Raw genomic sequence first — 26,262 nt, forward strand, 5'->3', positions numbered from 1 at the left:
CCTTTAGTTGCAGGAGGTTCGCCTACCGCTAGCGCAATTTCCCGCTGCGCCATGGCATAACGCGTTACTGAATCCAGCAGCAACAGTACGTTTAACCCCTGATCACGAAAATATTCAGCAATCGTTACGGCGTTTCCACAGCCTTTTAAACGCATCAGCGGTGATGCATCCGCAGGAGCCGCCACTACCACTGAACGTGCTCGCCCTTCTGCGCCTAAGATTTCTTCAATAAATTCTTTAACTTCGCGACCACGCTCACCGACTAAACCAACCACAATCACATCGGCATTAGTACCTCGAGTCATCATGCCAAGTAATACTGATTTACCCACACCACTGCCCGCAAATAAGCCCATACGCTGGCCTTGACCTACGGTAAGTACAGAATTAATGGCACGAACACCGACGTCCATCGGTTGTTTTATCGGGCGTCTGGCTAATGGATTAATCGGTTTTGCGGCGAATTTTAATTTAGCTTCTGCTTTTACAGGGCCAAGTCCATCAAGCGGTCGCCCTAATCCATCAACAACGCGACCTAACAGCCCCATACCCACAGGTAAACCCACATCTGATTGTTGGGGAATAACACGCGCCCCAGGCAATACACCCGAAATGGCATCGTTTGGCATCAAGTAGAGAGTCTCACCGCTAAAGCCTACTACCTCAGCATCGACTAAGCCCTGCTGGGTTTCAATTTGACAACTGCTACCAACTGGTGCTTTTAGTCCTTCGGCTTCAAGCGTAAGCCCAACAACACGCTTTAAACTGCCTGCAACTGCTGGGCGGTGAGTTTTAATTTTTGATTGGTAACTAGCAAGACGCTGTGCAAGCCCTTGGCTCATAATTAACCGTCGTGTTTTTGACTATCGATACCTGCGTCTTGCAAAAAGCTCTCCAGTATTTCTTTAAGGCGCAATTCTACCGAGTAATCAATTGATGAATTGTCAGAATTGATATGGAGGCCACCTTTGGTGATACTCGGCTCAACAACTAACTTCCAATTTCTATCGGCGAGTTGTTCGGCTGGTATGGCTTGTTGTACCAGTTCAAAATCTTCTGGATTCAATAACACTTCAAGGGCACGGTGTTGACCTTTTAATGCATCAGTTGCCACTTTCATGGCGCTGAAAATAGCTTTTTCATTAATGCTAAGTTCGCCATGAACTACCGCTTTCGCCAGCTCAGATGCTAAAATCACGACTTGCTTTTCAACTTCGTCACTCACTTGCTCAAAAGGCGTAGCTATTTCATCTAATAGCTTAGTAAGTTGCGCGATTTTTTCTTCGACTTCGGGCTTTGCTAGCGCAAGTCCTTCTTCTTTACCTTGCTCTAAACCTTCTTCATAGCCTTTTTGCGCACCTTCTAACTTACCTTGTTCAAAACCTTCCTGATAGCCAGCTTCTTTGCCCTCAGCGTGTCCCTCTTGGTACGCCTCTTGTCGAATTTGTTCAATTTCTTGAATACTTAGTGGCGTAAACTCTTCTTCTGGCTCGGGTTCTTGTTCGGCTTGTTTTTTCTGATAGAGCTCTTCTAGCGACTTGCCCATTGCCGTTGAGCGGCCTCTTAGATTGCGTCTTTCATCTTTGACATCCGGGATCGGCCAATTCTCAAGCAGCGTTTCTATCGCCTCTGCATTTTCGATTTTATGCCCTGAGCGGTACTTGCCTAATTTCATAAATTAGAGGAACTCCTCACCACCACCGCCGCCAAGCATAATTTCGCCTGAATCAGCTAAGCGTCGTGCTATGCTCAGAATTTCTTTTTGTGCCGCTTCTACTTCACTAATACGAACTGGACCCATTGCTTCAAGGTCATCAGCCATCATTTCAGCCGCACGTTTAGACATATTCTTAAGGATCTTATCTTTAAGCCCTTCGTCAGTACCCTTAATTGCTTTCATCAGTACATCTTGCTGTACTTCACGCAGAATCGCTTGAATACCGCGGTCATCAACGTCAATTAAGTTATCAAATACAAACATTAAGTCTTGAATTTGCTGCGACATTTCTTCGTCATGTTCACGAATTGAATCCATCAACTGCCCTTCAACATTAGTATCTAGGTAGTTCATAATATCTGCCGCTGCTTTTAAGCCACCCATTTTAGCAGCTTGCGCACCAGCCTGACCTGCGAATTGTTTTTCCATAATTTCATTCAATTCTTGCAGTGCGGCAGGTTGCACTTCTTCAAGATTGGCAATACGCATGGTTAAATCAAGACGCACTTTTTCAGGGAATTGATTAATAATTTCAGCAGATTGCTCTGGCTCTAAATACGCCAAAACAATGGTTTGGATCTGCGGGTGCTCGTTACGAATAATATTCGCTACTTGTTTTGAGTCCATCCATTTCAGTGAATCAAGTCCTTTCGCACCTGAGCCCATGATAATTTGGTCAATTAGGTTCGCCGCTTTTTCTTCACCTAGCGCTGCGGTAAGCGCTTTCTTGATAAAGTCTTCAGATTGGAAACCAATAGTACTAAAGCTTTGAATTTGGTCGATAAACAGCTTATGTACCGCGGCAATTTTGTCTTGGCTTAAATCATCCAAGCCCGCCATCGCCATACCTACTTTTTGTACTTGCTTTGGTTCTAAGTGCTTTAAAATCTGCGCGGCATCTTCTTCAGATAAACTCAGTAATAAAATCGATGCTTTTTCTACACCATCAAGTTTATCTACGTCGAAGCCGCTACTTGTTGTTTGTTCTGCTACTTGCGTATCTTGATCAGTCATCTTCAGTTAACCACGCTTTAACTACTTGAGAAGAAAGTTCTGGCTCATTTGCCACTAATGCTCTTACTGCTTTCAGTAAGTCTTCATCACCATGTAAGTCTGGTAATTGTAAGGTACCATCTGGGCTAAAGCCGACTGCCGATTCGTCAAATTCTTGACTTAGCATATCAATGGTATCATCACCTAAGTCTACACCTGCTGATAGGCTTGCGTCATCATAATCCTCTGTCGTGTCTTCTGGATTAATCAACTTGCGTAACATTGGACGCACTACTGCAAGAATAAGCACGATAATAACCAAGGCACCTAAAGCTAGTCTGATTACTTTGAAGAACCAAGGTTGCTCCCAAATTGGTAGCTCAATCGCTTCACTAAATTCTTCTTGTACAAACGGAATCGTCACGACTTCTAACGCATCACCACGCTGCATATCAAAGCCGATGCCACCTTGCAGTAAACGGCGGATGTTCGCTAATTCTTGCTGAGTACGCGGATCACGTGTCGCTTCGCCACCTTCTGCTACACCGTTTGTGTAGTTCACCGCAACCGATACACTGATACGACGGATCACACCGGTTTGCTGACGCTTATGTGAAATGGTGGTGTCGAGCTCATAATTACGGGTTGCTTCTTTACTGTTTCTACTTGGCAATGTGTTTTGTGCTGATTCATCGCCTGTTTGTTCTGGAATTTGCGAGTTAACTGGCGGTTGATTCGTTAGCGCACCTGGAATGCCCACCGCAAGGCCACCAATGTTGGTGTCTTCACGTGTCATTTCACTGCGTACCGCTGGCAAGTCTGGGTTAAAACGCTTCTGCGTTTCTTCAATTGAACTGAAATCCATTACTAGGTCGACCTGCGCAGTATAGTTACCTAAACCAACAACAGGGATCATAATTGAATCGATTTTTTCTAAGTATTCTTGCTCACGTTTACGTTCAATTTCATATTCTTTACGCGAACGCGCGGTAAGTGAGTTTTGTGAACCCGAGTTAAGTAGGCGGCCATTTTGGTCTGTTACCGTTACTCGGCTAGGCTCTAAGCCTTGTACCGCAGAGGCGACCATATCAACAACCGAATCAACTTCTTCACCGTCAAGTGTGCGACCACGTCTTACCGTTAATACAACCGTTGCACTTGGTTTTTTCTCACGGCGGGCAAAGACGTTTTCTTTTGGAATCGCTAACAGAACTTTAGCGCGCGCTACTTTACTAAGCTCTTCAATAGTACGTGCAAGCTGCTGCTCACGTGAGTGCTTTAAACGCTCACGCTCTAGACGTTGACTCACGCCAAAGCCCATATCTTGCATTAAAATTTCGGTGCCCGATGAAGGTACTTGCTCAAGACCCTCTTTAGCCATCAACAACTTAATATTTTGATACGCTTCAACCGGTACTGAAACAACATTGCCATCGAGCTTGTATTCCACTTTTTGTGCGTCTAAAAATTCAAGCGTTTGGATCAGTTCATCCATTGGCATTTTGCCAAGAGGACGCATATCAGGCTCTTTCGCCCAAATCATGATAAATACGGCAATTGCGACACAAATTGTTAGTGCGATAATGAGCGTGACTTGGCGCATTACATCAACACCACTTAAGCTGCCAAGAAACCCTGATTTTTGTTCTTGATTACCACCACCTACATCGCCGACACCTAAGTCGTTAGCGTCTAGTGTTGATAAATCTGTTGATGTATTAGCCACAACCCTACTCCACTATTTCTTATACAGGCATGTTCATAATGTCTTTATAAGCTTCAATAAGCTTATTACGCACTTGAACGGTTGCTTCAAACGCCACCGAAGATTTTTGCGATGCGATCATTACTTCAGCCAGTGACACATTGCGGTCACCCATTTCTAACGCCGTTGCTTTCGCTTTAGAGTCTTGCTGTAAACCGTTAACCGTATCGAGCGCATCTTTTAATAGATTATTAAATTCAACCTGTGAGCTACCTTGAATAGATTCTATAGGCTGTTTCGGTTTAGAAAAGTTACTTGCTTCTACCGCAAGTGACTGCATTTCTTGATAAAGATTGTTTGGTGAAATGTTCATACTAACAAACCGTAAAAATTGACTTAATACGATTAATGCAAGCTTAATGCCAAAAATAAAATATTTAAAATCAACAGCTTATAGCGGCATTTTTTTGACTTTGATAAAATTTAGACAGAAATAAAGCCTCCTGTCAGAGGCTCGATTTAAAAAGTAGGTGTATCTGTTGTGCTCAGTACAATGATTTTTTACGCAGGTAATTCAATTCCCATCTCACGCATTTTTGCAAGTTTATAACGTAGTGTTCGCGGGCTCATACCAAGACGCTCAGCAACGTCTTTACGCTTGCCATCACACGCGCGAAGCATATCTAGAATAATTGAATTTTCTTTATCTTTAAGCTCTTGTTTATAACCCTGAGCATCATCTACTTGGGTTGATTGCACTGTTGCGACATCTGGTGCTACTTGCTCAGGTTGTTCACAAGCCAGCTGTATCTTTGGCGATAGGCTTGTTGGTTGCATGCTTGCTACCGAGCCTAAGAAAATATCATCTGCGGTAATCATTTTATGGCTTTGCAAAATCAATGCGCGCTGAACGACATTTTCAAGCTCGCGAACGTTACCTGGCCAGTTGTAACTAAGTAATTTTTCTTTAGCTTGTACGTCAAACTGCACCGGCATGTCATTATTATGACGCTGAATTAAATGCTCAGCCAACGGGACGATATCCCCTGGACGCTCAGCAAGTGGCAGCCACTCGAGCGGAAAAACATTAAGGCGATAATATAAATCTTCGCGAAATACGCCTTGCGCCACCGCCTCTTTTAAGTCGCGGTTAGACGTTGCAAGCACACGTACATCTAAATTAATGGTCTTGCGAGAGCCAAGACGTTCCACTTCACGCTCTTGCAGTACACGCAGTAATTTGGCCTGTAGGCTTAAATCCATCTCAGTAATTTCATCGAGTAAAATAGTGCCGCCTTGTGCTTGTTCAAACTTACCAGGACATGCTTGAATAGCGCCGGTAAACGCGCCTTTTTCATAGCCAAATAAAGTGGCTTCTAGCATATTTTCAGGAATCGCCGCACAGTTAATCGCTACAAAGTTCTGCTCTGCACGCGGTGAACTATCATGAATATAACGTGCCATCACTTCTTTACCTGAGCCACTTGGCCCAAGCACCATAACGGATGCATCAGATTTAGCCACTTTCTCTGCAAGTTGCATCAGCGCTTTACTAGCTGGGTCTTCAACAATTGGCCCATCTTTAATGGCTTCTTTTTCTGGTAAATAACGACTTACCATGTTTAATAACACTTCTGGTGCGAATGGTTTCGCCATGTAGTCGATGGCTCCTAAGCGCATCGCTTCAACCGCATCATCAATGGTCGCGTAAGCTGTCATCATTAATACGGGTAAATCAGGATAGTTAAGCTTAATACTTTTAAGTAAATCGATACCTGACATAGTGCCCATTTGCACGTCACTGACCACCATTGAAATACCGCCTTCTTTAAGCTTAATAATCGCTTGTTCGGCACTGTCGGCTTCAACACAATTAATATCAGCCAATGCTAGGGTATCGACTAACGCTTCTCGTAAACCAGAATCATCTTCTACGACTAATACTTTTGCATCGTTCATAATCACTCCTAACATGCTGTTTTAGAGATAATCGGTAGGTACAAGTTAAACTCAGCCCCACCAAGCTCACTATTGCCTGCTTTTACAAACCCTTGATGGCTGTTAGCAACCGATTGAACCACGGCAAGACCTAACCCGGTACCGTGTGATTTAGTGGTGAAGAATGGCTCAAAGATCTGTTGGATAGCCGTTTCACTTAACCCCGTGCCGTTATCTTTCACCGAAATTTTGACGTGATCTGCGAATTTTTCAGACCGCGTTGCACTTAACTCAATTTTTCCACCTTGGCCACAAGCTTGCACCGCATTGTGCACTAAATTGCTAATTGCACTGCTCAGCGCAACTTTATTAGCGATAATTTCAATATCAGGCTCAGGCAATTTAAGGTCGAGAATGCATTGTTGGCGCATAATCATTGCTTCTGAAGCATGCGTTACATCCGTTAGCAAGGCTTGCATAGACACAGGTGCAAGTACTTGTTGCTCACCACTTTTGGCAAATAACAGCATATCGTTTACTTGGCTTTCTAAATCTTGCAAACGCGACATCAACTTTTCATGGAAGTTGCTACGCGCCGTTGGGTTTAATTTTTCTGACGACAGGTTCGCAGCATATAGCATCGCCGCTGATAACGGGGTTCTTACTTGGTGCGCTAAGGATGCAACCATTTTACCAAGCGCACTCAAACGCTGCATATGTGCAATACGTGACTGTAATTGGCGTGTTTGCGTAAGATCGGTCATTAAAATTAACTGACCTGGTTCAGGTGTGAGCGGTGAAATATCAAGTTTCACTAATCGACCATCACGAAGCGTTACCTCGTGACCATCACTACCATTGGGCGCAAAAGAACGCTGAATAATGGTAAACCAACGCTCGCCTTCTAACGGCTCTCCGAGTAAATCAATTGCGATTTGATTGGCCTTTGCGACCATGCCGTTACCATCAAGCACAATGACGCCCGCAGGCATGGTATCAACCAAATGACTAAGCCAACTTGCCTGTTTTCTTAATTCACTAAGTTCACCCACGTACTTTTCCTGCATCAAACACGGGTTGTATACCTCTTGAAATTGTTGGGGTATGATTTGAGCTAACGCCATAGTTACACCAAATAATTTACTCTAACTAATCGGTGTAGATACACAAAACGTGCCAATTTTTATTTTCAATAAATACAGCAAGTTAAGTGAAGTAATAAGACGTCAATTATTTGTCTAGGGGATTTTTATGTGTTTTAGATGCGAGTGGTTAGATACCACTAAAGCTGATTATGTAGCCTATCACGATACCCAATGGGGCGTGCCTTTGTTTGATGATAATGCACTGTTTGAATTCCTCACACTAGAATCAGCGCAAGCTGGACTGAGTTGGTACACAGTATTAAAAAAACGCGATAACTACCGCAACGCGTTCGCCAACTTTGACCCAACTGTGGTTGCCCAATTTGATGAAGCAAAAGCGCTTGCCTTAATGGAAGATAAAGGCATTATTCGCAACCGCTTAAAAATTAATGCCGCAATTAACAATGCACAGTGCTTTTTAGCAATACAAAAAGAGTTTGGTAGTTTTGCTAACTATCAATGGCAATTTGTAAACAATAAACCTATTGTCAATAACATCAATAGTAAAGCTGATTACCAAGCCACCACTGCCGAGTCGCAAGCTTTTGCGAAAGACCTTAAAAAACGTGGCTTTAAGTTTTTAGGACCGACCACGGTGTATGCTCATATGCAGGCATGCGGCATGGTTAATGATCATCACAATCAATGCTTTCGCAAAGACGAAGTGATTGCACTTTACTCATCGCTTTTCTAATACCCTTTCAACTTAAACACCTCTATTAATAGTCAAAAGTGAACAATGAATTCACTTTTGAGCTATTCACATTCAAATGAAGCTCAATTAAAGTGTTTCAATCTATTTAAGGAAATGATTATGCTTCTCGATTCCAACACTAAATTCGGTACTATTAGTAAGCTGCTTCACTGGCTTAGTGCACTTGTTATTTTTGCATTATTCGGCGTTGGATTTTGGATGGTTGATTTGAATTATTACAGTGAATGGTATCGCACAGCGCCCCATTGGCACAAAAGTATTGGCATTATATTGCTGGCATTCACGCTAGTGCGCATTGGTTGGAAAGTGATTACGGTATCACCTGAGCCCATCTCTACCCATTCATCTAAAACTCGCGTTGCAACAAAACTAGGCCATTTAGCCTTGTATGGGATTTTATTGATAATTTTAACCAGTGGTTATTTGATCTCAACCGCTGATGGTCGCGCAATTGCTGTTTTTGACTGGTTCGAAGTAGCAAGTTTAGGCGAATTAATTGCAAATCAAGAAGATATTGCAGGCAGTATTCATCAATATGCCGCTTGTAGCTTAATGGCGATTGTCGGTATTCATATATTAGCGGCGTTAAAGCATCACTGTATTGATAAAGATGACACGTTACGCCGAATGATTAAGTAACCTCTGATTTGGCTAGTCAAAGCTCAGGTTGTATAAATTTAAAGGAAACAATTATGAAAAAAACACTTTTAGCAACAGCACTTACGATGGCAAGCTTAACAATGCCAGCAATGGCTGCAGATTATGTAATTGACACCAAAGGCGCTCACGCATCAATTAATTTTAAAGTGAAGCACTTAGGCTACAGCTGGTTAACAGGCCGTTTTAATACCTTCTCAGGTGAGTTCAGCTACGACGAGAAACAACCTGAAGCAAGTAAAATATCAGTTAATATTGATACCACCAGCGTTGACTCAAATCATGCAGAGCGCGACAAGCATTTGCGCGATAGCGATTTTTTAGATGTTAAAAAATTCTCTACAGCGACATTTAACAGCACAAAAGTGAAAGATTTAGGTGATGGTAAACTGGCTATTACCGGTCTTTTAACGCTACAAGGAATTGAGAAAGAAATTACTATCGATGTAGAAAAAATCGGTGAAGGTAAAGATCCTTGGGGCGGTTACCGCGCAGGTTTTGCAGGTACTACAGCGATTCAAATGAAAGACTTCGGCTATAAAATGGATTTTGGCCAAATCGATTTCGACCTTCACATTGAAGGCATCAAAAAGTAATACGCTGATCACAGCGCATTAAGGCAGCAAATACGTGCTGCCTTTTTTATACCCCACCATAATCGTAACCCTTGTTTAACACTCAATTCTGAGTACACTAAGACATAACTTCCAACTCGCCGCCAAGGAATTTAAATGCCAGGTTTACCCGCTGCAAGAATTACTGATATGCATGTTTGCCCTATGGTGACAGGCGTAGTGCCCCATGTTGGCGGCCCGATATCTGGGCCTTCTGTGCCAAACGTGCTTATTGGCGGTTTACCCGCAGCCGTAGTTGGCGATATGGCGGTATGCGTAGGCCCGCCAGATGTGATTGTGAAAGGCAGTACATCCGTTTTAATTAGCGGCCGCCCTGCGGCACGAATGGGTGATACAACAAGCCATGGCGGCAATATCGTATTAGGCATGCCAAACGTATTGATTGGTTGAAAGAAAACGCGCTTTAAAGCGCGTTTTTTTAAAATCCTAAATCAATATTTTGATATTCTTTTAACGGGAAGCCTTTCATATTTCCGTGTTTTCCTAACCACTCAACAAGGATCTTCATCCACTGGAAGCCCAATTTAAAATTCCAAATAGGGTTAAATAGCGGCACATAATCCATTTGCACTAGCTGCGCCCGTAAAGTACGCACATCTTGTTCGCTTTCCATTATCCAAATTCTGCCATCTGGAAAGTAAATAACCGCTTCGTAATCGACTTCGTCCACCATTGGTCTTCCTGCTTCATCGCTATGGTGAATTACCCAGCCACCACTGCCTAGCTTCATACAACCAGCATTAACGCGCACCGCGATTTCTTCAATCAGCAGTGATAAGTTTCCGGTATGTGCGCCTTCTTGGCGTCCATATTCTTGATACGTGCGAATAAACGTGTCACTGCCATCAACATCGCGCTGCCAAAAACCATCTTTTTTACCGTTGGTAGCTGCCTGCACTACTTTGCGCTCTTCTTCTGAGAAAAATCTATTTTTCGGAAACACGCCCCACAGATCGTAATCTCCAGTTTGAACGCCCTTAAAATTAGAAGGCGCCTTGGCACCAAAGCCAAGCGGGTTAGTTAAACCACATACTTGAATATAGTTTTGATCTGTTGCAACGGTAATACTATGCTTTCGCGCCTCAGGACAGTGTGCAACCAATTCGTTATCTAGCGCATAACACACCGCCCAATCACTATTAGTTGGACTATAAGCGCGCGACGTTTGGGCGATTTGGCTTACTTGAATAAGTACGAAGTTATGCTTTTTACCATCTTTTGACGCAGCAGTAATGGTGTACATATGATCATTAATACGCTGCTCTCGGTAAGCTTTACCCGCTCGTAACATCAGTGCCGGCAACGCCGCTTTGCGTTCAGAGCTAATGTAAAGTGGAATCGCCATTGCGCCATACTTGTTCATCGCTTCGGTTACTTTGCCGTCTTGCCAGCTCCTTGCCGTGCTATCTGTGCCCTTTTTACCAAGAGACGGATCAGCCAAAACGAACCCAGCCATAGGACCCCAATCAGACGATTTCGCTTTAACATGATAGCCTTTAGTGGCATAGCCTTCACGGATAAGCTGAGTTGCATAAATGCCAACAGCGCGTGATGCAACCACAGTGTCGGTCTCTTTCGCTACATTGGCGAAAACAGTTGAGTGTTCTTGTGGTATACCTGCAAGTTGTTCCGCATTTTCAATTCCATTTTTCATTTGTTTGCCTTAGTAGTAGGTCATTATTGTTGTTATAAATATCATCACAGTTAGCAGTGGCCAGAACCAAATATTCGCGATACGTTTGTAAAATTTAGCATCACCTCGCGACGTTACTGCTTTGTAGTATTGATGCGCAATTAGCATAAATGCCGACGCGAGCAAGTACAGTAAGAAATAGAATATCTCAAAATACACTACTTCATCTATTTGTAAGTGCTCACGAATACTGTAGTGGGCCAGTAAAATAGTAAAAACTACCGCGGTTATATTGTTACGTAAATCACCATATGGGGTGTAAGCCATGCTAACAACACATGCATAAAGTAAACACACCATGACCATTACAGGTAATAAAGTTGTTACAAACGGGCCTAAAAACTCACGCTCTAAATTAATACTGTAATTCAGCTCGGCACTCACATCTTGATTCGTAAACGTTTCAAGACCAAAGTTTGTATTATAGTTTTGAAACGTGTACTTGAAGTAGCTTTGTACCAGTTTCCACTCTTCCATTACAATATCAGTTGCGACAGCAGGGTTATCCGCTTTACCTAGTTGCTCGTATGACTCTAAATCAGGCACAAGCACCACATTACTGCCTAAGTCAGATGCATTTAAGCGCAACACAATATTTTTATGATCAAACGGGTATTTTGAGTAATCAAATTGCTGACGCGTAACAATTGAAAAGTGCCAGCCAACCAGTAATGAACCATCACTCAGCTCTTTACGAAAATCTTCTTCAATTGATGACTCTATCGCTTCGTTAAAGCCAATTTTGGCGCTCAAAAATGCACGCTGCTTAGTCGTTAATTTCTGCCACACTTTACCCGTTAAATGAACATTGTTAGCGTTAACGAATTCTATCGATTCTATATAAACCCCTGTCGCAACATAGTTAGGCTCATCAACACGCATCTGTTGCATTCTGTTGCTATAGCTAGTTTCGAATGCTTCTCGCTGCGCCGTGGAGGTGACAATAACCGTATCAGCTGCCTCTATTGCATTGAAACTGCGTGCAAAATCTAACACCACTATACTGCTCAGCATTAGTACAATTGAAATAGAAACATTGTTCTGCGTCCAATTGATTTTGCGTCTGCGCGTCAAAAGCAGAATAATGAAAATTAAAGTAGCGGCATAACAGCTAATCGCAATTATATTAGTTTGGCGTCGAAAATCTTTGTCGATTTCAAACATGTCTGACGACATTCGCGTAATCAACAACCAGTTTGTATGTGGGATTAGCGTGCACGCTGCATAGTGTTCGTCATTATCGAGCGTTTCGCCATTAAAGAACAAGTAGTCGAGTTCGGGGTTAAAGCACTGTTCAATTTGCTTGAGGTATTTAAATTCTTCCGTGCTTGCAAGCGACGCTTTATTCTCAGATTCGCGTACATGGGCATAAACCGGGTGAGAAATTAGGTTTTGTTCTGTTGAGAATATAACGCCATAACCACCCAAGCCTAATTTAAGCTTTCTCAAAGACGCTGTAAGGTAATCCAATGACACATCAGATGGAATAACACCTAGTGGGTGTTCGCCATTGGCTTTTGCCGATTCAGATGCATAAAACGGCACTGAGTAGGTCGTCATTAATACATTATTTTGCGGCTCATAATAGGGTTCGGTCCAAATCGGTCCTTCTTTTAATGGTCTGTGATACCAACTAAATTCAATGTCGGGTTTATCGTAATCCAGTAAGTCAAACTTGCGCTCTACTCCAGTTAGGCGTTCATAATAAGGGCTGAAATAACGCGTATATTTATCATATTGATACGGGTGAAAAGTCACATTAAGGGAAAAAATATCCGGGTTATTTTTAAACTCATATTCAAGTAATTCAGGCGCGTAGCGCTTATCGTCAAGCTGGGTAATTTGCTTTTCAAATTCATCAACATGAAACATTGTCTCTGATAATTTTTCGCCGATTTGCTTAGCGGCATCAAGAGTTTGTTGTTTTACTTGCTGTCTCACATCGGATTTAAAGCGACTGTGTTTTTGATAAATCGCAAACGTTGCAAAAAGTGCACTAAGCACACTAAACAATAAGCAAAAGACTAAAAGAGGCGTAATAATTCGACTGCCAAAAAAACGCGCTTTTCGAATACGATTAGATTGAGGTAGATCCATTTTTAAAATTTCTTATTGTTATACTAATAACGAGAATAAACATCTCATTTAAGGTAGTCTGACTCTTATAAAAAAGCACTAAACGAGCATTACAATCAACGTCATTGATGCTTCGTTATCACTACACACTTTCCAAGCCACTTCGATTATGTTGGCATAAATTAGTTACATCACCGAGCTAACCGGAAACGCCGCCAAATTACCTTTAACAACGAAAGAGTTACCCATTAACACGTCATAATGGTGACGGTTAACTATGTCTTTTTCTTTATACTGTTGCTGTAATGCCAGCCCCGTAAACACCGAAGTCAACTGCTTAGGGTTAGTCGATTTGATGCGCTGTACTGCATCAATTTTGCCAAACCACCCATTGGTAAATTTAGTATAAGACTTGCTTTGCATCTTGGCGTATTGCTGCTCTTTCGACAGCATAATCTTATAGCAGCCCAATAGCTGTTGCTGCGATAACGGGTTAATGCTATTTGATTTAAACTGACATCTCCAACTACACAGTACTTTAAATGCGAAATCACGTGTAACAAAACCGGGGTTATTAAGCATGGTTTCGGTTATTGCTTGTCCTTGGCCATCTTCTGCAGCATTACCCACTAGGGTGCCATGTCGTCCAGGCATAAAAGTGGTGTAAAACTTTGTTTTCGTATGTAGTTCAGGCATGCGAGCTTTAAAGCCACTAGAGCGTTCATCCTCTGCGAAAACAGCTACAAAATGCGCAACATTAGCGCCTAACTTTTTGTAATCTTGAAACGGATTAACACCACCTGGAACCGGATCTAACGCAAAAATATTAACTTTGATTGTGTTAGCTAATGGGTGTTTATTAAGAATATTGGCAAATTCAAAACAACTCACGCCACCGCGGCTCCAACCAATTAGATTAAGCTGTGTAATCGGCGCTTTTGCTCGTGCTGTTTTTATACGCTTCACAAGCGAGCGCATATGAACTTGTAAATCCTGACTTAGCGCATTCACTTCTTGCTGCCACTTGTCATAAGCAGCCGTTGTACTGTGCGTAATAATGCCTAAACCACCAAGCGAGTACTTGCTTGGCCTGCTGTCTTTTAGCAAGCCTTCAGCACGTTTTTGAGTTTCAGCAAGGTCTTGTTCAAATGGAAAACCAAGTACGACGCTTAATGCATGCTGCATATTACTCGCAATACCAGAGCCAAATAGCGGTGCAAGTGCGCCACCATAGTAACTCTTACTGAACTTAGTGAATTCAGTTTCATTACCACTGCCTACACCGTCGACGATCATATAGTCTTGGTATTCAATGCCTTGTGCGTGTTTTGCCAAGCTACTAACAAGTTCGCCTTGATGAAAAACATGCTTTTTATTGTAGTCTCTCGCGTTTGACGATGTGCCACAGAAAAATATGGTAAACGTGCTCACTTAGTTACTCCACTAACGTACTAAATTTTTAAATTGAGAGCCTAGTTATACCAATTCATTTAAATAGCTGGTCATTCAAGCGGGTCAAATATCATGCTAACTGCGTTGGAATTTATCAATGTAGAACAACTACATTAGAAAACTTCAGCCTTGTTATCATTTCATTTATCCAGCGCAACCTCTGATCACATACTTAACAGAATCGGAATTAACTAGGTGACTTTAATAATGATCGATCAAACGATTTTATCTCAGACATTAAACTTAAGTGGCGTTTTAAAGTCACTTTGCTCACGCCATCAATCGCATTTACCAAGCTTTGCGCTGTTTGTTGAATACTGACAAATTCTTCTTTCAGCTGAGTTGATATTTTGACTAACTTATCTCGTACTTTGCTAATAAGCTGCGCTATTTTCTTAAACACTTCTTTAGCAAATTGCACCAGCTTATATAATCCGTCAATCAAAAGCCGTAATGTTGAAACCAGTATTGTGAATGCTTTATCAGTGATCCGCTTACCCAGAGAGTCATCTAATTCGGGATCAGCACGGTTGTTTAAAAGCGCAGTTAAGTAGTTTCTTTTACGCACCAAAAACTGCTCAATGTTTTGCATTAATCCATCAAACTTTTCTTTTAGGCTGCTGGCACCATGCTGCTCGAGTGTTGCGCTGCTAGTAACAAAATCATCAAGCATTTTCTTGGTAGATTCTGCACGTTTTTTGGCAAACTTATCACCTTCACCTAAGTTGCTCACTGTAGACTTGAAACTACTCAGCTCGCCAAAACCAACTTTGACTTTAATTTTATCCGAAACAAAGTCTTTTCCTTGGTTGAGCGTATTACGGATCACATTACCTTTTGATACATCAATGCTGTTGATATCACGCTGTCGCGCGTAGGCAACTCCACTGTATGTTAAAACGCCTAATGAGCAAATTACCTCGGTGCCTGATTTACACAGCACTTTAACACGTGTCACAAGCTCTTTAGGGTTGAGGTTAAGTGGGTTTAATGGATGTGATTTCAGCAGCTCTTCTGTAATTTTTTTAGTATTTGATACCAAACTGACAAATTGACTAAATAACACCAGTTCATTGGCGCCGTCTAATATACCGTGCTTAAGCTGAAACTTAACAACAGCGTCTGAAACATCTTTCATTGCTTTGGCTTGCATTGCATCGTCATAAAATGGTGCTTGCTCAACCTTACCTTTGAAATCATTGATTTTTTCTTGAGATACTTTAACTACTTTATCTTTAACATCGCTGCACGATTTAGCAATTGAATCATACCAATGACCTTCATTATCACCTGCCAAGCTTTTGTACTCTTGCTTAAGCTTATCAAGTAGTTTCCATACGTCTTTTGACACTTTGCCAGAGACGATTAGTTGACTGCCACGATCAAATGACATTAACGTCGCCAATCTTAAATCACCAAAGCGGTTGTTACTCACATCTTCCCATTCGCCAGTCTGTTGGTTTTGCAACCACTTTGATTGTAACGGTTGTTGGCTTTGACCTAGTTGCTGTGAATCGAGCAACAGCGAGCTAATCCACTTCGACGCTAGCTGTTTAACTTGATCATCGGTTAAAAATACCATCCAACTAAAATCATATTTTCCGGTTTTAAATTTACGCGGATACAAGTTATATAATTGACCTGCTCGACTTTCATCGCTATCGCTATCCGGTTGGAAAACAAGCAAATCTTTTAAAAGCTGATGTAGGAAGCTTAGCTTGTCTGTCTCTGGCGACTTTAAAAAGCTTGGTAACATTCCGCGCTTTACAAAGTTCAGCATTCGCATCGTAGTATCACTCATACTCTAAGTTCCTTTCTTAAATAACATCTATCAAACTGGCTTAATTTGATTCAACCAAGGATAACAATATCGCTGCATTAATAGCGTGACCAACCATATTATCCGGTGGCATCACAACAGGTAGTTCAGGCGCGACAATCGAGCCAGTGCCTGACCAAAATACCGCATAGCCTAGCCATCCTGCCGCGGTATCCAACCCTACTCGTTCAGCTAACTGCTGAGCTCGAATTCGCATGGTTTCATTAGGTGAACTCAACCAGTTTGCAACACACTCTAAAATAGCGGCATTTTCAGCGGCGATCCGGTCATTGTTAGATAAAACACTTAGTCCCCAGCGTATTGCTGTCATTACCGGTAAACCATGCGCAATTAATTGAATTGCATCATGTGGTAAGTCATTCTCAACAAGCTGTGAGACTGCCATTTTAGGCTGCCAATCTGGATTGGGGTGTAATAGCGTTTTAGCATTATCTGACGCTTGGTATTTAGCCAATATCACGCTGACTTTAGGTTGTTTTAGTTCACTAACAATTGCATCGGTAATTATATTCATTGTGATTATTTAATTTATTTTAACCAGTGCACCGGTAATTTCTGCCATCGCAGCACCACTGAGTTTTGCCATTGCTGTTGATGTTACCTGCGCCCCTGCGGTGCCCTCTAACTTAGCAATTGCAGTCGATTTAACATTTGCCCCCGCGGTACCTTCAAGATTCGCTTGTGCCGTCGCTTTTATATCAACATTTGCGTTAGCACTAATTTTAGTTGAAGCATTACTAGATGTAGTAAAATTCATTGCAGAAATTTTAGTATCTTGGCTCGATTTAAGCTCAATGCTCGACGCGTCTATTTTAACCCCTGAGCTGCTAATCGTAATTTTGTTACTACCCACTTTTAGCTCAATTTGAGTATCGCCTTCCAAGGTTATTTTGTCGGCTTTTAACGTGTAATTATTTTTTACCGTAACCGTTTGAGAATCTTCAATAGATGTGGTTTGCGTCTTTTTGATGGTAACTGAATCTTCAGCGTTTACTAAGGTTGTTGCGTTATTTGCCACTGTAATAGCGAAGTCTTTACCCGAAGTAAGTGATAACTTCTCCTCACCCTTTTTATCATCAAAACAAATTTCATGTGCAGTATCATCTGCCAGCCCTGTTTTAATGGTCGATTGCGTCGCATCTTTTTGGGCATAAGGTGGCTGGGTGTTTCCGTTAAAAACACTGCCAATCACAATCGGCTGATCAATATCGCCATTGATAAAGTCAACTAACACTTCATCACCAATGCGCGGAATAAACTGCATACCGGCATTTACACCTGCCGTTTGTTGCATGACCCTTAAGTAACAACTGGTCGATTTTGAATCGCTTACATCCCATAAAAAATGCACTTTGATGCGACCATCTTTATCTTGGTTAATTTCACCTTTGCTATCAAATGAGCCACTGTCAGCAACCACGATGGCATTTGTTATACCGGTGTTTCTGGGTTTTGCAGGGTATTTCGGTGTAATCGGTAATTTGGGCGAGCGACATGTAACACGGCATTGGTAACTGGTACTAAGATTACTTTGTGATACTTCAATATCATGATGACATGCCAGCACATTGTAGTCGCCTTGCCATTGTGTATTGGGATGATTTTTCACTGACAGGCTGGTACCTACAGTGACAATATTTGCATCTGTTAGCATCGCAATATTTTGCGATTCACTTTGCTGAGAGTCACTTAATTGCTTCACTAAGTTAGTGCTGTCGCTGTAATCCCCTTTATCAGACGATAATGAAAAGTGCTCTAACTTTTTATTCGTAAAGGTAGCAATAGATGTTGATGAAACCTGTGCAGAACCCGATTCGGTTTTTGCCTTATCGTAATTGTAACCCGATAAAGATATGCTTTTTGCGATCAGCTTTTGCTCGGGTTCAAACTTGCTCATGAGTAAGTTTGATGCAGACTTAGTTAAGGTATGGTCAAACTTCGCAAGGCTATTTGCAGAAAAAGGGGCGCTTGCGTTTTGTACCACTAACGTGTGCTTTCCCTCGTCTTGGGTAAAGTAAAATATAACGCCCGCTTCAGCCATAATGCGAGTAACAAACTGATAATCTGTTTCGTTAAACTGCGTACAGTACTCTTTTTTTGTTGATGGCATAGCGCCAAATTTATACGCACCTTTAAAACCCGCATTATCAAAAATGTCGGATAAAATGTCTTTAACTGTTTGCGCTTGATAAATGCGATAGGTACGGCAAAATAGCAGCAGTGAAAGCCAGCTAGATAAACTCACCTCAAAGCTTCGTATAGATTCAGCGTTGGCTTCGAGTTCGCGAACCTCGGTAACATAACCATTGTATTGCAACAGCGTATTTGGACGTCCCGCCACATCTTGATACCAAGTGATCGATAGCGACTTGCCAAGTTGCTCAAATACGTCTTCACCATCAGTGATAATATTCGTTGTGATTGAAAAACTAGTGTTTAAAACATCATTAACCTTGCAGCTACTGAGTCTATACTCTTTGCCTTGCTCGGTTTTAGCAACAAGGTAACTGGTTTCGCCTGCAATATACGTATCCATAACTTTCTCTTATCTCACGCTATTTATTTTAATAACGTTGCGGGTATAGTGAGCTCTGCAAAAAACAGTGGATTTAAGATACTGCTATTATCATCAATACCTTTTATCGCGATCGCAACACCTTGTTTATTTTTAAAATTAATGCTTAGCAATTCACTATTAGTGCTAGTTTGATGCTCACTGATAAAGCGGTAAATGCCCCAGCTTCCCTGGTAATTCAGTTGCTGCTTTTGATTGTTTAAATCTGTCAACGTGATTGTTAAATTTGACTCAGTAAACTCTTTAGGCCAGCTAAATGTTTTCGGGATTTCAGGGCCATGAGTATAGTGCAATGAGCGCTCACCCGATTGTAGTGTAAATGCACTGAGCTCTGGCGACATATTTCTCGCCGAGACGGTAACAGCTACTTGAAGTTCATTATTACGGCCGTACAAACGTTTTTGTAACGCAATATACTGACTCATAAACTGCTCTACTTCGCTATTGAGCGTTATTACAGTATCTTTATCAAAAATAGCGAGCTGTTTTTGATTACCAACGTTTAAGAAGTGGCTCAATATGCTGTCGTTAAAATTATTTACCGAACTGCCTGGGGCGAAATAACTTCTCAGCGCTGTCAGCGATAAATCTGTGCCATCTTTATTGAACGGGTAAAACGGTGATATCGTGCTGTTGTATGGCTGTATTACGCTGTCTCGCCAAGTTTGTTGCAAATAAGCCGATACTTTTTCTTCAATATGATTTGCTGATTGCACAAGTACGAGGTCGATTAAATCAGCCACAACAGGCTCTGAATAATTGCCAAGCCACAACCCTGAAAAGGCATCAAAACGGTTTTCAGTTTGTAATTGTTTAAAGTAAGTTAAGCCCGGTACTACGTCGTTATCTGCTTTTGCTAACCACTTTTTCAACTCAGTCAGCTCTTTAACAAGCAACTGGTATTCATTACTAATATCTTCACGCTTTGCGATGATCAGCGTGTTTTGTGAAAACGCGTGAGCCACCTTTTCACTAATTTCATTGTGTTCCTCAGCCTTAGCAATCGCTAATTGCTGCTCTTTATTTAATAAATGATTCGCCGAGCTCGCTAATTTGTCGAGTTTTTTTGCTTTTGCGGCTAATTTTTTCGGCGCTTTCGATGCGCTTTGCGGATCTTCAAACGTCGGCACTTCGACAGGTGGAATATTAATATAACTGCGCAGCGTGCTGTACAACTGCACTAATGGCGATGTTTGTTTTTCGGTTAACGCATTTAACATTGGCTTTAATGTTAAGCCATCAACCAGTGTGATTTGCTGATAGTACTGACGCCAAAAGCTAATATAATCATTAATAAACTGGTACTTTAAGTAAGTACCAATACGAGTAAGCTCACGTTGCGATGGCGATGACTTGAATAAGCCATGATTGTCTTTCACCAACTGTTGCATAAACGCCGACTCAGGAATAAACGACAGCTGTTGCAACGCTGCAGGTGTAAACAATTGAGGCACTAAGAAGCTTGCATCATCACCTTTTAACTGAAACAGCTGCGTCTGCGTTGCCTCATCACCAAATAAAGATGCTCTGATATCAATTAAACGGGAAAATTCAGGCAATCGCTTTATATATTCATACATCAATTGGTTAGTGTCTTGCATTGCAAGCTGACTATCAACAATCGCTAATAATTTGTCATTGGTGTCGATCTTTTCATAACCCAGTTGATAATAATCTTCTATTAGTGCAACAAAATTCTGAGTTTGTACCTCATCCAAAATACCACCCTGCTTTAATGACTGCGAAACATAATTCGCAACAACTTGTTTATTTGAACCACTAGCAAAAGACTCATAAACATCTTTAATATTAATGACTTTTAAGTAGTCTTCGAGCTCTAGATAAACAAATAACTCTTCTTCAAGGTACTTTAATAAGGTCGGTTGCAATGCCAGACTTAATTGCTTTTGATAAAGCTCTGTATAGTGACGCTCGCGCTCAATTGAAGCCAGCACTGGTAATGCAAACCACGGCTGATTATGTTGCTCGGTATCAAACTTTGCGTAGGCTAGTCGTAACACTGTAAGTGGCTCGATAATAGATTCAGGGTCGTTGATATCGAACTGGGTATTATCAAGCTCTGTACGATACTGCTGATGAACGTCACCAAATTCTTGATGTAGCGTTTCGTTGTAAATATATGCCTGCCAACCAATCCAAGCTGCCACAGAAAATATCGTTAAGCCTACCGAAAACATGCCAACTTGCTTTACAAAGTGCTTAACAACGCGACGTTTATTTGTTGGCGCTGAATTCGACAGTGGTAATACTTGCGCCGCAAAGGTTTTAGTTAATTCTGCGCGCGGTTTTAAATTTGCATCTCGTACAACCGGTAGCATCGTTTGATTTACTTCAATCAAGGTGTGCGCTGTGGCTAAATTGACCCGATACTCACTTGATTCAGACTCAACCAAATGAAAACTTGTTAACGTAAATGGCGATTCCAAGCCATTAAAGTCGAGCAAATCTTCGATAAAGCCTTCAACAGAAAGTTTTACATATTGGAGTTGCATTGAACCTAATAGCTGTTTGCGCTTGAATTCGTCATCCAATTGCAGTGAAACTTGATGAATATTGTTAATAAACAACTTTTTAAACAGCTCATCACAGGCATGCGATAAGGAGTGTTGCACACCCGTTGTTTGATCGGCCAAATAGAAAGATAAGTCATCAATGTCCGTTTGCTGGTGCAGACTTTCAGCTAAGCCGTCCAGTTTGTTAACGCCACACAAAAACAAATGCAATGGCACTTGAATGCCGTTACGAATATAAATTGATTCAAGTTGGGCTTTAACATCACTTAAAAAGTCTTGCTTGGTTTTCTGTGAACGTTGAATCAGACTAAACGCATCCGTTAGCAATAACACGCCATTTAATGCTTGTTTAGGTCTAACAAAATTAAGCCATGCAAAAAAGTTTTCACGGGTTACGTTGTCTTTAGCTGTTACATGCCAAATTAGTGCCCCTTTAACATGATAAAGTGCAATATCAGGGGGCATATAAGACAATTTAACACGGTTAAACTGGGCAAAACTTTCACCCACACTTTCTTCAGACACAACTAAATACCAGGCTGTTTGATATAAATTGGCATTCAGTTTTAATTTTTTTTGTGCGCCGCGAATAAGACGCGAGTATTGCTTAAATTGATTACGTTTGTGTACACCGCGCAGTAAAGCTTGGTTGATAGTTGGCAGTGTAATAATCAAAACACCTACTAGGGCAATTGCAATACATGCCCAGTACAAGGTGTTTGAGTAATGAAAAATAGCATTAAGTATCGCCAGCACTATACCAATTATAATAAGTATTGCGCCGCTATATAGACGCACTAATGAACGGCTCACTGGTACTCCTTAATAAAAGGTGACACGCGACATAAACTTGAAAAATATGCGCTCACTTTTTTAGCCGAGGTGAAGCCGTCGGCAATAAAGCCTACTCGATGGCGCGCACCGTCATCTTCGATCACGGTTTGATAGTCTTCATTGCCGCACTTTTGTTGCAAAGCAAGCGCGCGTGAGCGCTCATAAAATGCACCAAGTTGCACAAAATATTGAGTTGTTGTATCAACTTGGGAGTCAGGCTGTATTTCAGGTGCGTGTGTAATTGGCGCGGCTGTCACGACTGACTTTTGGTTATTTTCTTTAACGGTAAATTGCGCATTTTCAATTGAGATTGGTTTATGTTTTAACTGTTGCAAATGGGCAAAGGTATTTTTGGCCATTTCATCATATTCATGATGTTGGCTTTGATATATTTTGCCGACATAAACATTGTAAGAGATCAATCCAGCGAGCATTAAGAACACAATAAAAAAAACAAAAGACGTAGCAGAAACGCCTTTAAATAAGCCATAACTAATATGAGATCTTCGCTCAACGTTTGCTAATGGCGAAACCGTGTTTTGTTCTTTAAATGCGCCTAGTTCAGTAATTGCAAAATTTACATCAGCAATAATTTTGTTAAGCTCTGCTTGCTGCTGGTTATTAAACTTGCCCTTAAAGCCGAGCTGTAACAACAAATAGCAAATTTTAATAAGTTCAATATGCTTTTTTGGAAACTCCATTAACTGCTTGAGTAAACTAAAAAAGGTTTCGCCGCTGTTACGAATACCAAACAACTGACTCACAAGCGTGTTATTTTGCCATTGAGTTGTATCTAATTTACATTCATAGCTGATGCGCTCATCAAAAAACGCAGCCCAAACAAAACACAGTTTATCGAGCAGCGCTGGCGCTATATTTTCATCGCGGCCACGGCGCTTTAGCGCTTTAAGTTCCGTTACCAATTTATCGCGCAAGTTATCAAGGGAATTTGCCTCATCGAGTGACGCAACTGCATCAATCATCGGCAAAAACGGTAAACTCAAACGTAATAACGCTTCACCTTGCCATTCAATTTCATTGAATAGATCTTTAAGTGCAGTATTTTTTTCATCAACTAATGAAAACTGGTTAACGGTATAACTGGCTATTTGCATACTAGTTAATTAAAAATAATTTAACGTCTTCAACATAAATACGCGCATCAATGTGCAATGCGAGCATCTCCTTGTTATCAAGCACTTTTTGCCACAGCACATCATTTAAATCAATTTGGAAATAGCTGGTGTTGGCACGCTCTTTTAACTCAGGTGGCGGAAATGGCAATGCAGTAACGTTTACCCCTTGCGTTGCATTTTTTATGCATTCAACAATGGATTTATTGCCCGCCAGTTTGAAACCGGTTTCAAATACTTCTTTGGCAATATTGGCCTCAGAAGATACCGCAATAATCACCCGTTGAGCTTGCCTCACTTCTACTTGCTTAATCTTTGCCAGTAGCATGCGTCTGCTATCAAATAGTGATTTATCCCATAAATACTCAATTACATTTTGCTGTTGATTAATTGAAAGCTTGTCTTTTATTCGTGATATCACACTATGAAATTGGTGATACAAGTTTTCAAATGTCAGCGGTGTCCACGATGTGCGCGGTTCAAAATCAGCGCTCAGTAATGCCGATTCGAATTGCTTTAATTCATAAAAAAAACGTCCCAGCTTGTAGTGCTGTGTACGCTGTGTCGCTTCAAGCCATGGCAACCAGTGATAGATCAAAGAAAGAAGTTGTTGCTCTTTAAACAACACACTACCCGTTTGCGTTTCAATCGTTGCGTTTAAACGTGCAAGTAGCTGATTCGCTTTTGCATTCGCTAAGGTCTCAAGCTCTTTAATTCGTTCAAGCAAAATATCCGCGGCTCCTAAGCTAAGACAGTCAGGAATAAACGCGCGGTCAATCACCACTTCTCCGTTACCATTAACCTCCAACACTTTGCCAACGGCTAATTTAACGAAGCCATCTAAGTTATCTTCTTCGAGTTGCAAGGTGATATTAAGTGACGCATGTTCAACTTCAAGCTCAGCTTGTTCACTTGAGGTGAAATCAAACACTTTAGAGAAATGTGTTCGATAGCGAGATGTTGCAAGCTGATTGTTAAAGCTATCATTGCCAACCAACATAATTGGTACGGTTAAATAAACCATTTGGTCAACCGTACCTTCAGGGATATGCAAAGCAATCTCGCTTTCTAAATTGAAGTATTGACCATCTGGTAAAATGCCTTCGCATGCTTGAATTGAAAACTGCCCAAGATTAAGCAAACCTTCATTTATTTTTAAACGGGTTAAACCACAATGTGGCGTCAACTCTCCGGTTTTCAGCCTGCTATAATTCTGTATTACGCCTTCTAAATGCGCATCCATCTGTTGAAAGTGCTGAGGATACAAAAAGGTGCCATCGCGCCAAACGATTTTATTATTCATTATGCTGCTCCCCAGCTAAATAGACTATCCCACCAACTTGGTTGTGGTACCACATTAAAGGTCACTGTACTGCCTTGAATTCCCAACCAAACAACCGTGTCTTTCGATAAATCCTCTGGCAATGTAATCAAGGCTTTTGCTGCACTTTTTTGATAGTCTGTAAATTCAACTAATACAGCTAAATGGCGCACACCTGGCAACAATTCTATGGTCTTAAACTCTGAGGTTTGCGGCATCACAGGATACCACCTTTGACGCTCTATCAGCTGCTCAGCCAACACTGATTTATCGTCATTAAATAGCGTAATAAAGTCGCTTTGCATAAAGCGATCTGACTTTTCAAGCTGATACAAGCGAACCGCCACTGGATTGGCGGTATTATTTGACCAATTAAGTTTTTCATTGGTCTCCAGTTTTAGCTGAATAGGCAGAGAAAAACGCTTCAATAAATCGTTGCTCGAGCAACCAAATAAACTAGCGATTATTATTAATATAATTATTTTTGCATGCATTCTATTAATAGCGCTTTAAACTGACGTTTAAAATGCCCTTCATTTTGTTTTCGCTGATAATAATTCTTGTATGCGACCCACTGTTTGTTGTTCCAGCGTGATGGCGGTCCAACCATCTCTTCAATCATCTCAGGATCAAACTCTTTAATAAACTGCTCAACAACATCATCCAACATCATAAGCAATTGTTTTTGCTGAATCCATGGATTTTGTGACACTTCTAAAAGTTTATCTAACTTCTTTTCAACCGTATGAGAATAAGCTCCTTGTTGGCTTGATACATCAACTTCCTGATAAGCATGATAATCAACGAACTCATCCTCTTTTGATTGATGCTCAGCCACTTGATCAAGTTCACTTTCAAGATCGGCAAAGATATTACTGGCATCAAATTCAACATTCGAAACCGTGTCATAAAAATCACTCGTGGCATTATTCGCCTTGTCTGAATCGTTGATTGATTCAGTTTGCATATCCGTGTCGGCCGAAAATAATAGGGTGTAACCATTAACCGCTATCACATCACCGTCACTTAAAGTAACAGACGAATTGGCAATTTGTGCTCGTTGGTTAACCGCAACCCCTTCAACTTTAGTCAGCAGTTTAAAACGACCAGTTGTCACATCAGGCGAAACTCGAAAGTAAATAGCGCCCGCGTCTTGGTTTGCATCAACTGCGGGTAAAATTAAATCACATTCAATTGATCCACCTAACGCCACGCCTGCCTCGGTGACAGTTGCCATGCGAGATAATAAGCGAACGTCTTCGGGGCACTCTGTCACTTGTAACATTGCCGAATTCATGA

At 41.3% G+C, this 26,262-nt stretch carries 21 protein-coding genes and 1 pseudogene; 4 read left to right on the forward strand and 18 right to left on the reverse strand.

Going from position 1 to position 26,262, the window contains the following annotated elements; genetic code table 11:
- The 7 genes and pseudogenes from fliI to ACHSBP_RS15795 all read right to left on the reverse strand — a co-directional run.
- Positions 1-842, reverse strand: a pseudogene (fliI, locus tag ACHSBP_RS15765) (flagellum-specific ATP synthase FliI); the annotation flags it as partial.
- A gap of 2 nt (positions 843-844) precedes the next feature.
- Positions 845-1,675 carry a flagellar assembly protein FliH gene (fliH, locus tag ACHSBP_RS15770; RefSeq protein WP_395389579.1) on the reverse strand — a complete coding sequence of 277 codons (831 nt, stop codon included), beginning with the start codon at positions 1,673-1,675 and terminating at the stop codon, positions 845-847.
- 3 nt (positions 1,676-1,678) lie between these two features.
- Positions 1,679-2,731, reverse strand: coding sequence for a flagellar motor switch protein FliG (gene fliG, locus ACHSBP_RS15775; protein WP_010560585.1), 1,053 nt, complete (start codon positions 2,729-2,731; stop codon positions 1,679-1,681).
- On the reverse strand, positions 2,724-4,436 hold the full coding sequence (gene fliF / locus ACHSBP_RS15780; RefSeq protein WP_010560586.1) for a flagellar basal-body MS-ring/collar protein FliF: 1,713 nt from the start codon (positions 4,434-4,436) through the stop codon (positions 2,724-2,726). The genes fliG and fliF overlap by 8 nt, the downstream gene beginning before the upstream one ends.
- A gap of 19 nt (positions 4,437-4,455) precedes the next feature.
- The gene (gene fliE, locus ACHSBP_RS15785) at positions 4,456-4,788 is read right to left on the reverse strand and encodes a flagellar hook-basal body complex protein FliE (RefSeq protein ID WP_010560587.1); all 333 of its coding nucleotides are present in this window, start codon (positions 4,786-4,788) and stop codon (positions 4,456-4,458) included.
- A 188-nt stretch (positions 4,789-4,976) separates the two neighbouring features.
- Positions 4,977-6,374: a sigma-54-dependent transcriptional regulator gene (locus ACHSBP_RS15790; RefSeq protein ID WP_395389580.1), complete on the reverse strand. Its 1,398-nt coding sequence runs from the start codon at positions 6,372-6,374 to the stop codon at positions 4,977-4,979.
- Between the two features lie 8 nt (positions 6,375-6,382).
- Positions 6,383-7,477 (reverse strand): PAS domain-containing sensor histidine kinase, encoded by a 1,095-nt coding sequence (locus tag ACHSBP_RS15795; RefSeq protein WP_040642454.1) that lies wholly within the window; start codon positions 7,475-7,477, stop codon positions 6,383-6,385.
- A 127-nt stretch (positions 7,478-7,604) separates the two neighbouring features.
- On the opposite strand from ACHSBP_RS15795, the gene ACHSBP_RS15800 reads away from it, so the two are divergent.
- The 4 genes from ACHSBP_RS15800 (at position 7,605) to ACHSBP_RS15815 (ending at position 9,895) form a co-directional block, all read left to right on the forward strand.
- On the forward strand, positions 7,605-8,192 hold the full coding sequence (locus ACHSBP_RS15800) for a DNA-3-methyladenine glycosylase I (protein ID WP_010560590.1): 588 nt from the start codon (positions 7,605-7,607) through the stop codon (positions 8,190-8,192).
- A gap of 120 nt (positions 8,193-8,312) precedes the next feature.
- Positions 8,313-8,852, forward strand: a complete 540-nt coding sequence (locus ACHSBP_RS15805) for a cytochrome b (protein ID WP_395389581.1) — start codon at positions 8,313-8,315, stop codon at positions 8,850-8,852.
- A gap of 53 nt (positions 8,853-8,905) precedes the next feature.
- Entirely contained in the window at positions 8,906-9,466 is a 561-nt protein-coding gene (locus ACHSBP_RS15810) for a YceI family protein (RefSeq protein ID WP_010560592.1), read from the forward strand.
- A 135-nt stretch (positions 9,467-9,601) separates the two neighbouring features.
- Positions 9,602-9,895, forward strand: a complete 294-nt coding sequence (locus ACHSBP_RS15815) for a PAAR domain-containing protein (protein ID WP_010560593.1) — start codon at positions 9,602-9,604, stop codon at positions 9,893-9,895.
- Between the two features lie 28 nt (positions 9,896-9,923).
- On the opposite strand, the gene ACHSBP_RS15820 is transcribed toward ACHSBP_RS15815, so the two are convergent.
- The 11 genes from ACHSBP_RS15820 to ACHSBP_RS15870 form a co-directional block, all read right to left on the reverse strand.
- The gene (locus tag ACHSBP_RS15820) at positions 9,924-11,159 is read right to left on the reverse strand and encodes an anthrax toxin-like adenylyl cyclase domain-containing protein (RefSeq protein WP_395389582.1); all 1,236 of its coding nucleotides are present in this window, start codon (positions 11,157-11,159) and stop codon (positions 9,924-9,926) included.
- A gap of 9 nt (positions 11,160-11,168) precedes the next feature.
- Positions 11,169-13,295: a hypothetical protein gene (locus ACHSBP_RS15825; protein ID WP_395389583.1), complete on the reverse strand. Its 2,127-nt coding sequence runs from the start codon at positions 13,293-13,295 to the stop codon at positions 11,169-11,171.
- A gap of 165 nt (positions 13,296-13,460) precedes the next feature.
- The gene (locus ACHSBP_RS15830; RefSeq protein WP_395389584.1) at positions 13,461-14,705 is read right to left on the reverse strand and encodes a hypothetical protein; all 1,245 of its coding nucleotides are present in this window, start codon (positions 14,703-14,705) and stop codon (positions 13,461-13,463) included.
- Between the two features lie 208 nt (positions 14,706-14,913).
- Complete coding sequence (locus ACHSBP_RS15835) at positions 14,914-16,527, reverse strand: hypothetical protein (RefSeq protein ID WP_395389585.1); 1,614 nt, start codon at positions 16,525-16,527, stop codon at positions 14,914-14,916.
- 40 nt (positions 16,528-16,567) lie between these two features.
- Positions 16,568-17,080 carry a DUF6931 family protein gene (locus tag ACHSBP_RS15840; protein ID WP_395389586.1) on the reverse strand — a complete coding sequence of 171 codons (513 nt, stop codon included), beginning with the start codon at positions 17,078-17,080 and terminating at the stop codon, positions 16,568-16,570.
- Between the two features lie 9 nt (positions 17,081-17,089).
- Positions 17,090-19,102, reverse strand: a complete 2,013-nt coding sequence (locus ACHSBP_RS15845; RefSeq protein ID WP_395389587.1) for a type VI secretion system Vgr family protein — start codon at positions 19,100-19,102, stop codon at positions 17,090-17,092.
- Between the two features lie 23 nt (positions 19,103-19,125).
- Positions 19,126-22,488 carry a type VI secretion IcmF C-terminal domain-containing protein gene (locus tag ACHSBP_RS15850; protein WP_395389588.1) on the reverse strand — a complete coding sequence of 1,121 codons (3,363 nt, stop codon included), beginning with the start codon at positions 22,486-22,488 and terminating at the stop codon, positions 19,126-19,128.
- Positions 22,485-23,624, reverse strand: coding sequence for a DotU/TssL family secretion system protein (locus ACHSBP_RS15855; RefSeq protein WP_395389589.1), 1,140 nt, complete (start codon positions 23,622-23,624; stop codon positions 22,485-22,487). The genes ACHSBP_RS15850 and ACHSBP_RS15855 overlap by 4 nt, the downstream gene beginning before the upstream one ends.
- A gap of 1 nt (position 23,625) precedes the next feature.
- Complete coding sequence (gene tssK / locus ACHSBP_RS15860) at positions 23,626-24,945, reverse strand: type VI secretion system baseplate subunit TssK (protein WP_010560602.1); 1,320 nt, start codon at positions 24,943-24,945, stop codon at positions 23,626-23,628.
- Positions 24,945-25,457, reverse strand: a complete 513-nt coding sequence (tssJ, locus tag ACHSBP_RS15865) for a type VI secretion system lipoprotein TssJ (protein ID WP_010560603.1) — start codon at positions 25,455-25,457, stop codon at positions 24,945-24,947. Before tssJ ends, tssK begins: the two co-directional genes overlap by 1 nt.
- Positions 25,442-26,260 (reverse strand): hypothetical protein, encoded by an 819-nt coding sequence (locus tag ACHSBP_RS15870; protein WP_010560604.1) that lies wholly within the window; start codon positions 26,258-26,260, stop codon positions 25,442-25,444. The genes tssJ and ACHSBP_RS15870 overlap by 16 nt, the downstream gene beginning before the upstream one ends.
- Between the last annotated feature and the right edge of the window lie 2 nt (positions 26,261-26,262).

The organism is Pseudoalteromonas sp. XMcav1-K (assembly GCF_044005875.1).
In the GTDB taxonomy this organism is placed as follows: Bacteria; Pseudomonadota; Gammaproteobacteria; order Enterobacterales; family Alteromonadaceae; genus Pseudoalteromonas; species Pseudoalteromonas spongiae.